At 69.9% G+C, this 12,092-nt stretch carries 12 protein-coding genes and 1 pseudogene; 8 read left to right on the forward strand and 5 right to left on the reverse strand.

Features of this window, described 5'->3' with window-relative positions:
• Positions 1-144: 144 nt before the first annotated feature.
• The 7 genes from ABZ484_RS12180 (at position 145) to ABZ484_RS12210 (ending at position 6,834) form a co-directional block, all read left to right on the forward strand.
• The gene (locus tag ABZ484_RS12180) at positions 145-846 is read left to right on the forward strand and encodes a GNAT family N-acetyltransferase (RefSeq protein WP_358865847.1); all 702 of its coding nucleotides are present in this window, start codon (positions 145-147) and stop codon (positions 844-846) included.
• Positions 847-1,040: 194 nt separating this feature from the next.
• Positions 1,041-1,694, forward strand: coding sequence for a GntR family transcriptional regulator (locus ABZ484_RS12185; RefSeq protein ID WP_358865805.1), 654 nt, complete (start codon positions 1,041-1,043; stop codon positions 1,692-1,694).
• A 47-nt stretch (positions 1,695-1,741) separates the two neighbouring features.
• Positions 1,742-2,500: a PIG-L deacetylase family protein gene (locus ABZ484_RS12190; RefSeq protein ID WP_358865806.1), complete on the forward strand. Its 759-nt coding sequence runs from the start codon at positions 1,742-1,744 to the stop codon at positions 2,498-2,500.
• Complete coding sequence (locus tag ABZ484_RS12195) at positions 2,500-3,195, forward strand: 4-carboxy-4-hydroxy-2-oxoadipate aldolase/oxaloacetate decarboxylase (protein WP_358865807.1); 696 nt, start codon at positions 2,500-2,502, stop codon at positions 3,193-3,195. Before ABZ484_RS12190 ends, ABZ484_RS12195 begins: the two co-directional genes overlap by 1 nt.
• Positions 3,192-4,274, forward strand: a complete 1,083-nt coding sequence (locus tag ABZ484_RS12200; RefSeq protein WP_358865808.1) for a 4-oxalomesaconate tautomerase — start codon at positions 3,192-3,194, stop codon at positions 4,272-4,274. The genes ABZ484_RS12195 and ABZ484_RS12200 overlap by 4 nt, the downstream gene beginning before the upstream one ends.
• Positions 4,271-5,224, forward strand: coding sequence for a catechol 2,3-dioxygenase (locus ABZ484_RS12205; protein ID WP_358865809.1), 954 nt, complete (start codon positions 4,271-4,273; stop codon positions 5,222-5,224). The genes ABZ484_RS12200 and ABZ484_RS12205 overlap by 4 nt, the downstream gene beginning before the upstream one ends.
• A gap of 296 nt (positions 5,225-5,520) precedes the next feature.
• Complete coding sequence (locus ABZ484_RS12210) at positions 5,521-6,834, forward strand: aromatic acid/H+ symport family MFS transporter (RefSeq protein WP_358865810.1); 1,314 nt, start codon at positions 5,521-5,523, stop codon at positions 6,832-6,834.
• A 96-nt stretch (positions 6,835-6,930) separates the two neighbouring features.
• Here ABZ484_RS12210 and ABZ484_RS12215 read toward each other — a convergent pair whose 3' ends face one another.
• The 4 genes and pseudogenes from ABZ484_RS12215 to ABZ484_RS12230 form a co-directional block, all read right to left on the reverse strand.
• A complete protein-coding gene (locus tag ABZ484_RS12215) occupies positions 6,931-7,626 on the reverse strand; it encodes a hypothetical protein (protein ID WP_358865811.1) in 696 nt (231 codons plus the stop codon).
• A gap of 29 nt (positions 7,627-7,655) precedes the next feature.
• A pseudogene (locus tag ABZ484_RS12220) lies at positions 7,656-8,672 on the reverse strand (hypothetical protein); the annotation flags it as partial.
• Positions 8,673-8,893: 221 nt separating this feature from the next.
• Positions 8,894-9,337, reverse strand: coding sequence for a PIN domain-containing protein (locus ABZ484_RS12225; protein WP_358865812.1), 444 nt, complete (start codon positions 9,335-9,337; stop codon positions 8,894-8,896).
• A complete protein-coding gene (locus ABZ484_RS12230) occupies positions 9,334-9,594 on the reverse strand; it encodes a CopG family transcriptional regulator (RefSeq protein ID WP_358865813.1) in 261 nt (86 codons plus the stop codon). Before ABZ484_RS12230 ends, ABZ484_RS12225 begins: the two co-directional genes overlap by 4 nt.
• Positions 9,595-9,854: 260 nt before the next feature.
• Here ABZ484_RS12230 and ABZ484_RS12235 point away from each other — a divergent pair, with 260 nt between their 5' ends.
• A complete protein-coding gene (locus ABZ484_RS12235; protein ID WP_358865814.1) occupies positions 9,855-10,349 on the forward strand; it encodes a hypothetical protein in 495 nt (164 codons plus the stop codon).
• 302 nt (positions 10,350-10,651) lie between these two features.
• Here the strand turns inward: ABZ484_RS12235 and ABZ484_RS12240 are convergent, their stop codons facing one another.
• Complete coding sequence (locus ABZ484_RS12240; RefSeq protein ID WP_358865815.1) at positions 10,652-11,983, reverse strand: TRAM domain-containing protein; 1,332 nt, start codon at positions 11,981-11,983, stop codon at positions 10,652-10,654.
• Positions 11,984-12,092: the final 109 nt, after the last annotated feature.

The raw sequence follows: 12,092 nt of genomic DNA on the forward strand, positions 1-12,092 counted from the left end.
ACCCCGGCGGGGCCGCCTCCTCGATCACACGCGCCGCCCAAGCGTTCCCGTAGGCGTACGTCCTGTTCCCGGGCAACCGGAACGCAGGGACGTCCACCGGCCCCCACCACAGCCGCGCCCACCAGGTGAAGGAACAGCACGATGATGAACGAGGACGAGTCGGCGCTCGACGACCCGGTGGGCCAGTCCCTCCGCGGGCGGCACGCGCATCTCGCCCGGCGGCTCGGCCGGGCCGCCACCTATCTCCCGGACGTGGCGACCTTCTCCGCCGTCTCCGCCGAGCCGGGCGCGGAGGACTGGGCCGACCTGGCCGCGTTGCTCGGTCCGGGCGCCTTCGCCGACATGTTCGGCTGCCCGGCCGTTCCGCCGCCGAGCTGGGAGCCGGTCTTCCGCCTCGAGGGCCGTCAGATGGTCCGGCCCGGTGGTGGCGTGCCCGACCTTGCTCACGCCACGCCCGACAGCGGCGTGGTCGAACTGGGCAGGGAAAGCGTGCTCGAGATGCTCGACCTCGTCGCGCGGACCGAGCCGGGGCCGTTCTGGCCGCGCACCCGTGAACTCGGCACCTACCTCGGTGTCCGCGTCGACGGTGCCCTGGTGGCGATGGCGGGGGAACGCCTCAGGCCCCCGGGCTGGACCGAGATCAGCGCCGTCTGCACCGCTCCGCAGGCACGCGGCCAAGGCCACGCCGCCCGTCTGGTCGGAGCGCTCACCGCGCGCATCGTGGCGCGTGGCGATCGTCCCTTCCTGCATGTGGCCGAGACGAACACCGCCGCGATCGCACTGTACGAGCGCCTCGGCTTCAAGACGCGCAGGCAGGTGACCTTCCGAGGCTTCCGTACCCCCTGACGGCCCGGCTCCGCACGGCCGCCGACCAGCAGTCGGCGACGTCGGCGCCGACGAGGCGACCGCGCTTCCTCATGCGCAGCCCGCGTGCACAGCCCGCGGCGCGCCCCCAGGGCGCCCGCGAAGTGAAAACAGAATTGTTGACAATTCTGTTCGCCTAGATTTAGCGTCGACAGGCACTCACTCAGGGAGGGCAGATGCCGAAGGAAGCCCGTCCAGGCTCCGGAGAGCAGGCCAAGCAGTACGCGCTGGAGCGCTTGCGGAACGCGATCCTGCGCGGCGAGATGGCGCCGGCCCAGCGGCTGGTGGAGAACGAACTCGCCGAGCAGTACGGCGTCACGCGAGCCAGCATGCGCGCCGCGCTGCTCGATCTGACCTCCGAAGGGCTGGTCGAGCGGATCCGCAACCGCGGATCACGAGTGCGCGTGGTGACGGTCGAGGAGGCCGTGGAGATCACGGAGTGCCGGATGGCGCTCGAAGGACTGTGCGCCGCCAAGGCCGCCGAGGCCGCGACCGACGCACAGCTCGACGAGCTGACCGACCTGGGCAAAGCCATGTCCAAGGCGATCGCCGACGGCGATCCGATCTCGTACTCCGAGCTCAACCACGCGCTGCACGCCCTGATCCGGGACATCTCCGGCCAGCACACGGCCGTCGGTCTCCTGGAGCGGCTCAACGCCCAACTGGTGCGCCACCGCTTCCAGCTGGCGCTGCGCCGCGGCCGCCCCCAGCAGTCCCTGAGTGAGCACCTGGCCATGATCGAGGCGATCAGGGCCAGGGATCCGCAAGCGGCCGAGACGGCCGTTCGCGCCCACCTCAGCAGCGTGATCGACGCCCTGCGCGCCGACTGAACCCGCTCCGGGGGCGGGTGCGGCACCTGTCACCAAGGAGAAGCAGCATGACCCACGGCAACGGCGCACCCGCCGCCACCCCACCCCGTTCGACCCTCGTCGTCACCGCACACGCCGGTGACTTCGTGTGGCGGGCGGGCGGCGCCATCGCCCTGGCCGCCGCCCGTGGCGAGAAGGTCACCATCGCGTGCCTGACCTTCGGCGAGCGCGGCGAGTCCGCCAAGGCGTGGCGCGAGGGCAAGAAGCTCGACGAGATCAAGGCGATACGCCGCGACGAGGCCGAGCGCGCCGCCGCCACGCTGGGCGCCGAGGTCCGCTTCTTCGACGCGGGCGACTACCCGCTGGTCGCCACCGCCGAACTGACCGACCGGCTCGTCGCCGTCTACCGGGAGACGCAGCCCGACGTCGTCCTCACGCACCCGGTCGAGGACCCCTACAACGGCGACCACCCGGCCGCCAACCGCATGGCCCTTCAGGCCCGCGTCCTCGCCCAGGCCATCGGCTACCCGGGCGAGGGCGAGATCATCGGCGCCCCGCCCGTCTTCTACTTCGAGCCGCACCAGCCCGAGATGAGCGGCTTCAGGCCCGAGGTGCTCCTCGACATCACCGAGGTCTGGGACACGAAGCGCAAGGCGATGGAGTGCCTGGGCGCGCAGCAGCACCTGTGGGAGTACTACACCGACCTCGCCGTGCGCCGCGGGGTGCAGCTCAAGCGCAACGCCGGCCCGAACCTGGGACTGCCCCACAAGACGATGGCCGAGGCGTACATGCGGCCCTACCCGCAGATCGCGAAGGAGCTCGCCTGATGCCCGGCGTCATCGTCACCAACCCGCCCAGGGCCGAGGCGAAGGACGTCGCGGCGCTGGCCGGCCACGGCACCGCCACTGTCGGCGAGGCCATGGGCCGCACCGGGTTCCTCGGTACGCATCTGCGCCCGATCCAGCAGGGCGTACGTGTCGCGGGCACCGCCGTCACGGTGCTGTGCTGGCCCGGTGACAACCTCATGATCCACGCGGCGGTCGAGCAGTGCGGCGAGGGCGACATCCTCGTCGTCACCACCACCTCGCCCTGCACGGACGGCCTGTTCGGCGAGCTGTTCGCCACGGCCCTCGCCCATCGTGGGGTGCGCGGCGTCGTCATGAACACCGGCATCCGCGACACCGCCGAACTGCGCGCGATGGGCTTCCCCGCCTGGTCCGCCGCCGTCAGCCCGCAGGGCACGGTCAAGGCGACCGGCGGCAGCGTGAACGTACCGATCGTGATCGGCGACCAGGTGGTCCGCCCCGGTGACGTGATCGTCGCCGACGACGACGGGGTGGTGGTCGTCCCGCGCGAGCGCGCCCGCCACACCGCCGAGGCGTCCGAGGCTCGCGAGCAGAAGGAGGCGGGGGCTCGCGCCGCCTTCCTGGAAGGCCAACTGGGCCTGGACCGCTATGGGTTGCGCGAGACGCTCGTACGGCTCGGGGTGACCTACCGGTCGTACGAGGAGGACGCGTCGTGACCGGCCCCGCGTCGCTGCGCTGCATGCTGATGCGCGGCGGCACCTCCAAGGGCGCCTACTTCCTGGCCGACGACCTGCCCCCCGAACCGGCCCTCCGCGACGACCTGTTGCTGCGCGTCATGGGCAGTCCGGACCCGCGCCAGATCGACGGACTCGGCGGAGCGCACCCGCTCACGAGCAAGGTCGCCGTGGTGTCGCCGTCCGCCGTCCCCGAGGCCGACGTCGACTACCTCTTCCTTCAAGTCGCGGTGGACGAACCGGAAGTGTCGAGGCGTCAGAACTGCGGCAACCTGCTCGCCGGGGTCGGCCCGTTCGCGGTCGAGCGGGGTCTCGTTCAAGCCGGGAACGACGAGACCTCCGTACGCATCCGCATGGTGAACTCCGGTGACCTCGCCACGGCCACCTTCCCGACGCCGGGCGGCCACGTCGACTACACGGGTGACACGGAGATCTCCGGTGTGCCCGGCAGCGCCTCCGCGGTGGTCGTCGAATTCCCGCCGGGCAAGGCCGAGTTGCTGCCTACGGGGAACGTGCGCGACACGGTCGCCGGCATCGAGGTCACCTGCGTCGACAACGGGATGCCGACGGTCCTGATCCCCGCCCAGGCCCTGAGGGTCACGGGTTACGAGGACCCGAAGGCCCTGGAGACGAACCGGGAACTGGCCGCCTGGCTCCACGAGATCCGCCAGGAGGCCGGTGAGTTGATGGGCCTGGGCGACGTCACGGGCACCACCGTCCCCAAGCTGACCCTCCTCGCCCCGCCGCGTCACGGCGGCGCCGTCACCACCCGCACCTTCATCCCGGTCCGCTGTCACACCTCGATCGGTGTCCTCGGCGCCGCGAGCGTGGTCGCCGGGCTGCGTATCGAGGGAAGCGTCGCGCACGGCATCGCGGCACTCCCCGAGAGGGGCGACCGGCTGCGCATCGAGCATCCCAGCGGATTCACAGACATCGAGAGCGACATCGATCACACCTCCGACGGCGGCCCGAGGGCCCGTCGCACCGCCGTCGTCCGCACCGCCCGCAAGATCTTCGACGGCACCGTCTTCCCCGTACCACCCACTGGAGGTCGCTCATGACCCCGCCTCTCGGCGACATCGCCCACATCGGCCACGCCCAGCTGTTCACGCCGGATCTGGACGCCTCGGTCGCCTTCTTCACCGACTTCCTGGGCCTCACCGTCAACGGCCAGGACGGCGACACGGTCTACTTGCGGACCTTCGACGACTACGAGCACCACAGCCTTGTCCTCACCAGCCGCGACCAGCCGGGCCTGGGCCGCCTCGCCCTGCGCACCTCCGGCGAGGAAGCCCTCCAGCGCCGCGTGCGGGCCGTCGAGGCGGCCGGGGGCACGGGGAAGTGGGTCGAGGACGAACCCGGCCTCGGCAGGCTGTACGTCACCACCGACCCGGACGGCCACGAGCACGCCCTGTACTGGGAGAGCGAGCACTACCAGGCCCCCGACGAGCTGAAGCCGGCGCTCAAGAACCAGCCGCAGGCCAAGCCCGACAGAGGAGTGGGGGTGCGGCGCCTGGACCACGTCAACTTCCTCGCGGCCGACGTCCTCGCCAACGCCGAGTTCCAGGAACAGGTCCTCGGCGCCCGCTCCACCGAGCAGATCCGGCTCGACTCCGGGAAAACGGCGGCGCGTTGGCTGACGTACACCAACAAGTCGTACGACGTCGTCTACACCGAGGACTGGACCGGCAGCGAGGGCCGGCTGCACCACATCGCCTTCGCCACCGACACCCGCGAGGACATCCTGCGCGCCGCCGACCTCGCCATCGACAGCGGCGTCTTCATCGAGACGGGCCCGCACAAGCACGCCATCCAGCAGACGTTCTTCCTCTACGTCTATGAGCCCGGCGGCAACCGCATCGAGCTGTGCAACCCGCTCACCCGCCTCGTCCTCGCCCCCGACTGGCCACTGATCACATGGACCGAGGAGGAGCGCAGGAAGGGCCAGGCGTGGGGCCTGAAGACCATCGAGTCGTTCCACACCCACGGCACGCCTCCCGTCCAGCCCTGATCTGATCCGACCTGCCCTTTCCGGCCCCGGGGGGTGGCTGTCCGGGCCCCGGGGGATGGCTGTCCGTGCCCCGGGGCGGAATCGTTGCCAAGATTGTTAACAAAAACGTTGACGTAGCGGTGGTGGCTTCTTAACGTCTAGGCCACAGCGAGCTCGAGGCTCCCGAGCGGAGTCGGCAGCTCAGGGGCACGCTCCGTCCGTCCTCCCATCCGGCCGCGCGAGCCGCACCGGCCCCACCGCCCTTGCAGCCAGGGACCAGGGCCCCGCCCTGACGTCCCGCACGAGAGGAAACAACGATGTCCTCCTCCGCCACCTCCCCGCTCGCCCGGGCGACCGGGACAGCGGCCCGCCGAAGCCGTAACGCCGTCATCGCCCTGTGCTGGGGTCTCGTCCTCCTGGACGGCATCGACACGTTCATCTACGGCTCCGTGCTCCCGAAGATGCTCGGCGGCCACAGCCTCGGGCTCACCCCCGACATCGCGGGCACCATCGGCAGTTACGCCAACTTCGGCATGCTGCTCGGCACGATCCTGTCGGGTATGGCGTCGAACTGGATCGGCCGCCGCATCACCGTCTTCGTCAGCGTCGCGATCTTCACCCTCGCCACGCTGGGCACCGGATGGTCGCAGTCCTCCGGCCAGTTCGGGGTCTTCCGGTTCGTGTGCGGCTTCGGCCTCGGCGCGCTGCTGCCGATCGCGATCTCGTACGGCATGGAGTTCACCAGCCGTGGCCGCCGCGCCCTGGCCACCGGCGTCATCATGACCGCGCACCAGACCGGCGGCGCCCTGGCGCCGCTCATCGCCCTCTGGCTGGTCGACGACCACGGCTGGCGCTCGGCCTTCATCGCCTCCGCGATCCCCGCCCTGATCCTGCTGCCGGTCGCCTTCAAGCTGCTGCCCGAGTCGCCGACCAACCTGCTCACCCGTGGCCGCCGCGCCGAGGCCCAGGCGCTCGCCGCGGACTTCGGCACCGAGCTGCCCGAGGTCAAGGCGAGCGGCATGGGCAAGCTGGACGCGCTGAAGAACCTCTTCCGGGGCGGCCAGTGGTCCACCACGCTGTGCTTCTGGCTGACGTCCTTCGCCGGTCTGCTCCTGGTCTACGGAGTCGGCCAGTGGCTCCCGAAGATCATGGTCGACCTCGGCTACGACACCGGCGACTCGCTGCTCTTCTCGACCTTCCTGAACGTCGGCGGCATCTGCGGCATGCTCATCGCCGGCCGCACCGCCGACAGGATCGGCCCCCGCAAGGTTGTCATCGCCTGGTTCGTGCTGACCGCGGTCTTCGTCTACCTGATGGGCGTCAAGATGTCGGTCGGCCTGCTGTACGCGGTGGTCTTCTTCGCCGGTCTCCTGCTCTTCTCCGGCCAGACCATGGTCTACGCGACGGTCGGCACCCACCACAACGACGAGGACCGCCCCACCGCCCTCGGCTGGGTCTCCGGCATGGGCCGCTTCGGCGCCATCTTCGGCCCGTGGATCGGCGGCGCTCTGATCGAGGCGGGCAACGCCGACATCGGCTTCACGATGTACGCCTGCGCCGCGCTGTTCGGCGCGGTGATGATGACGCTGGCCGCGCTCACCATCAAGACGCGCTCGACCGCGAAGCTCTGACCGCACGGAGGTGAAAAGGCCCTCCAGCGCCGGGACTTCCGCACTGAAGGGCCTCTCCGTCCGCGTACGGCGAGCGGCTTTCCGCGTTCTCAGCGGCTACGCGGGATCCAGCACGGGCCTCGCGGGAAGCCCGCCGTTCTTCTCGCAACGCAGTTCCTTCGCCATGGCCAGTGAGACAGAGTGGGCCACGGTCGCGTAGGCGTCCTTCAACGCCTCCACGTCGCCCTCAGGCGGCTTCGGCATACCCCAGCGCTCCACGCCGATGACGATGTGAGCACCTTCCGACGAGTTGGCGAACTTGTCGCTCCGGCACCCGAAATAGACGTACGCCATGTCCGCCGCCGCCAGGGACTCCTCCCCCATCTTCAGCACGGTGAACTTCGGTGCCGCCGGGTCGTCCGTCGAGACGTCGTCGGTCAGCCTCCAGGTGATTCTGAGTTCGAAATCCGGCGCGCCGATGGGCATGAAGACACGGCAGACGTCCTTGGTCACGGTCACGGTGGAGGTCGAGAACGCCGCGACAAGGTCCGCCGCGGCCTTCGCGACGGTATACCTCTCCGCCGACGCCTCGAACCGCGACGACCCCGTGATCACCTTCAGCGCCCGGGACGCGTCGGCGGACACGGCACCGCCACCGCAGAGTTGTGTCCCCGCAACGACCTTGTAGTCCTTCGGGAGTTTGTCCTTGTCCCCGTCCCCTCCACAACCGGTGGCCCCGAGAACCAACGAGCCGGCCATGGCCGCGGAGAGCAGTCCCCCGCGTACCGACCCACGACTGATCACTGTCCGCATCCTCATGTCTCCTCGGCCGTCCACCGGCATCAGCCGGTCTCCGGGTCGTTGCCCTGCTGGTTCTCCCGGTCGTTGCCGACTCCGTAGCCGATCGGCATCGATTCGTGCAGGTCCTGCGCGAACACGGATTTGTCGGCGTCCACACCGTTGTGCCGCAGGAACTCCTCCATCGGGGCCTCGGCCATGCTCTCACCGGCGGAGTAGATCCTCTTCCTGTCCTCCTCGGTGAGGTCCTCCATCTTCTCCTTGTGCTCATCCACCGAGCCGTCGGAGATGTCGCCGACCATCTGGCCGATGAACTGTTCGGCGGCACCACTGGCGGTATCGGTCGCCAGCGGGATGAGCACCGCGGCCGTGCCCACGGCCGCGGTCGCGGGCAGGAAGGCGACGCCCGCCGCGACGCCCGCCGTGGCCCCGAACTCGATGCAGCCCGACCGCTTGGCGACGGCCTTCTCGTAGTCCTCGTGGGTCTTGAGGTTCGTCGCCTCCACCTGGTCGGCCCGGGACTGGTCGAGCATGCCCTGCACCTCGGCGCCCACGCGCACGGTCGCCCTGGCAGCGCCCTCGTTGATCTTTCCGTCCGGGCCCACCGTCTCTTCCAGCGCGCTGCGGGTGTAGACCTGCTCCGCGGTCGAGACCGTCGCGTAGGCGTCCGGGTGCTGACCCAGGGTGCTGAGGAAGCCCCGGACGACGCTCCGCCCGTTCCCGTCCGCGGTGTCGAGGTGCCCGTCCGGGTTCTTGCCCGGCGCGAACACGCTGTCCGGATCGTTCTTGTCCAGCGCCCAGTTGATGTCGTCGATGTAGCCGGCGCCCATGACGCCCAGGCTGTCGGCCATCGCCTCGTGGTGCTTCTTGAGCAGACCCGGGTCCGCACCGTACTTTTCCATGACCTTCTGCATGACCGCGGCGTTGTCCCCGTCCCGCACCACGCCGGAGTCCGGATGCACTGCGGGGTAGCCGAGGGTCGCTGCCTCCAGGGCGTGGCCGAGAGCGTCGGGCATCTGATCGAGCGACGCCTTGAGCTCCTTCTCGTCGAGCGAGTTGACTGTCGGGGAAGGTCGAAGCCGCAGGTCAGGAAGCCTTCCGAGCAGGCTCCAGAATCGCCACGCACTCCATGTGGTGCGTCATCGGAAAGATGTCGACCGGGACCGCATCCGGGGAACTGCAGGTCAGGTGGGGTTTCCCGCCTCACCAGGGAGCCCGCGAGGGTCGCGAGCGTCATGACCGACGGAATCCGACGGACGACACAGCCAGGCACCATCCGAAATCAGATCGGAAGGTCGTCGGGCAACACCCGGAACACCTTGTGCCGGCCCAATGGGCGCACAGCCCGAAAATCGCGCCGGTCGAGCGTGAGTACGGCGTCGGTGTCGTACTCAGCGGCAAGGGCCACGTTCACCGCGTCCGCGAGGTCCAGGTCCAAGTCGCGATAGCGGGCCCGCACCGACTGGGCGGCACCCAGATGGTCCTCCGTGATCTCGGGGAGAACGACACGGCCTCGTCGCACCCAGTGGCGGATGTCGTCGACCGCGCTGAGCGCCGCTTCACGGCCGAGCTCACGCGTGGCGACATGGTCGATCTCCGCGAGCAGCAGCGGGGACATCACCAGGAGCCCAGCAGCCATGATGGCTTCGTTCGACGCTTGATGCTCGGGGTGGGCGGAGTCGAGCGCCGCAAGCAGCCCGGAAGTGTCCGCGATGACGACGATCACGCAGCGGTCCCGGTCCCGGTCTCTCGGCGCACCGCATCGGCAACAGCGTCACGCACGTCATGCTTGCCGGGAGTGTGCCCCGCCCCCTGGAAGGTGCGGGAGAAGAGAGGCTCGTCCCATACGCGGTTGGCCATGGCCGCGAGATGGATGCCCTGACGGATGATCTCTGCCTCGCTGATACCGCGCCGCTTCGCAGCCTCTTTAATGATCGCGAGGTCTTCCGGATCAGCGTAGACGTTGGTGCGCTTCATCGACATGTACCAAGATTAGCGTATGTACCACAATGATGTATGTCCATGCAGCCGGGGCGCCTCCGTGAGCGATGCATCCCGACCGGGCAGCAGACGGTCGCATCCCGCGCCGTGGCGCAAGGGATCAAGTACGGGACGTCTGGGCGGGGAAGGGCACGACCGGATCGGTCGCAGACCTCGTCGCCCGGTTCGGCGAGGAAGTCAGGGCCAAGCCGCAAGGGCCCGCAGGGGCGGTCAGCAGCAGGGAGGACAGTCTCACCGCACCGGTGGAGCAACTGCTGCGCGGCATGGCCTCGCGGCAACGCCTCAAGCTCATCGCCCACGGTCAGAGTCGGGTCAAAGAACTCGGGATCCGGCCCGACTTCGCCATCGCCAGCGGCGGCAGGACCGTAGGGCACGTCGAGCTGAAGCAGCCGGGCTCGGGGGCCGATCCGGAGAAGTGGTCGGTGAAGACCCACGACCGAAAGCAGTGGGAGAAGATCAAGGCACTCCACAACGTGCTGTACACCGACGGATACCAGTGGGCGGTCTACCGTTTCGGCGTGCAGGTCGGCCCTACCGGAATCCTGGTCGGAGACCGGGAAACCGGTAGCCGGCAACTCATCGCCTGGAAAGGGCTTTCCTCCACGGAATACCAGCACGCTTCTGACACTGGCGTCGGAGGACGGCCTGTACTCGCCGGTCCGGCTTGTGAGCTGCGGAGGCGTCATGTCCATCGCCGGCGACTCTCCTGGGTCCGCACCCGTGGCTGCTGGAGTTGACTGCATCACATCGATCTTCGTCGTGCCCTCACCGCTGAGTGGAGCCGACTCCACCGGTTGCCAACGGGGCCGCCCTGGCAGACCGCACAGCCGCGTCGGACGCGACCTGCTGACGTGACGGGGCTGCAGAACGAGCGCCATGCGAGCGTCAGCGGCCCGAGGAACGCACGGACACGACTTGCGCCGCGGTCGCCACACCCTCCTGAATCCGCAGGTCAGGCCGCCTTTACAGACGATCGACACCGCTCATCCGTCGCCGGCGGAAACAGGTCGAGTAGCCGAAGAGCGCTGCAAAACCGCAGTCAGCGCCCCTTCTCGACCGGCTCCAGAATCGCCACGCACTCCACATGATGCGTCATCGGAAAAAGATCGAACACCCGCAGCGTCCGTACCCGGTAGCCCTGTTCGCGGAAGTACGCCAGGTCGCGGGCGAGGGCGGCCGGGTCGCAGGCGACGTAGGCGATGCGGCGGGCGCCGAGGGAGGAGAGGTGGGAGACGGTGTCGCGGCCCGCGCCGGAGCGGGGCGGGTCCAGGACGATCAGGTCGGCCTCGGTGATGCCGGTGCGGGGCAGGACGGACTCGACCTTGCCCTGTTCGATGCGGACGCGGGGGAAGTCGGCGAGGTTGTGCCGGGCGTCCTCCACCGCGCGCTTGCCGGACTCGATGCCGAGGACCGCGCCGTTGTCGCCGAGGCGGTCGGCCAGCGCACCCGCGAAGAGGCCGACACCGCAGTAGAGGTCAAGGGCCGTCTCGCCCTTGCGGGGCAGCAGACCCTGCATGACCGCCGTCACGAGGGTGTCCGCCGCCTTCGGGTGGACCTGCCAGAAACCGCCGCCGCCCACGCGGTGGGTGCGGCCGTCGGCGCGCTCGCGGACGAAGGGGCGGCCGTGCACGCGGTGGACGCCGCCGGACTTCTCGTCGACGCGGAGGACGGAGACCGGCTTGTCCAGTTCCACCAGCGGGAGGCGGGCGCCCGGACGCGGGGTCAGGATCACCTGGCGGTCCTGCGAGCCGGTCGCGGCGATCGCCTCGACCGTCTCCATGCCCGTCCAGTCACGCCGCTCGATGCCGAGTTCGCTGACGCCCTGCGCCGCGATCATGCAGTGCTCGATCGGCTCGACCTCGTGCGAGCGGTGGCGGCGCAGACCGGCCTTCCCGGTGGCCGGGTCGACCGCGTACTGCACACGGGTCCGCCACTGCGGGACCTGCCCGGCGGGCAGCTTGTCGCCCTCGGCGGGCATCACCGTGCCGTCCCAGCCGGCCTCCTCGGGCGTGAGGCCCGCGAGGCGCTTGAGCTGTTCGGCGACGACCTCGCCCTTCAGGCGGCGCTGGGCGCCCGGCTTGGCGTGCTGCCAGTCGCAGCCGCCGCAGCGGCCGGGGCCGGCGTAGGGGCAGGGCGCCTCGATACGGTCCTTGGCCGGCTCCAGGATCCGTACGGCGTCGGCACGCAGGAACCGCGCGCCCTCCTCGCCCTCGGTCACGCGTGCCACGACCCGCTCGCCGGGCAGCGTGTGCCGGACGAACAGCACCTGGCCCTCGGAGGTCCGGGCGATGCAGTGACCGCCGTGGGCGACGGGGCCGATCTCGACCTCGTACTCCTCCCCCACCAGCGACTTCTTCGGTTCTGCGGGCATGGCGGGGTGACTCCAGATCGAGATCGCGGACGGGGGCGGGAGCGGCCCCGCGAGGGGGCCCGACAACAGCCCACCAGTCTACGGCCTCGCCACCCCGCCTCGGCCCGCC

Origin of the sequence: Streptomyces sp. NPDC006393, from assembly GCF_040628575.1 — a bacterium.
Lineage (GTDB): Bacteria > Actinomycetota > Actinomycetes > Streptomycetales > Streptomycetaceae > Streptomyces.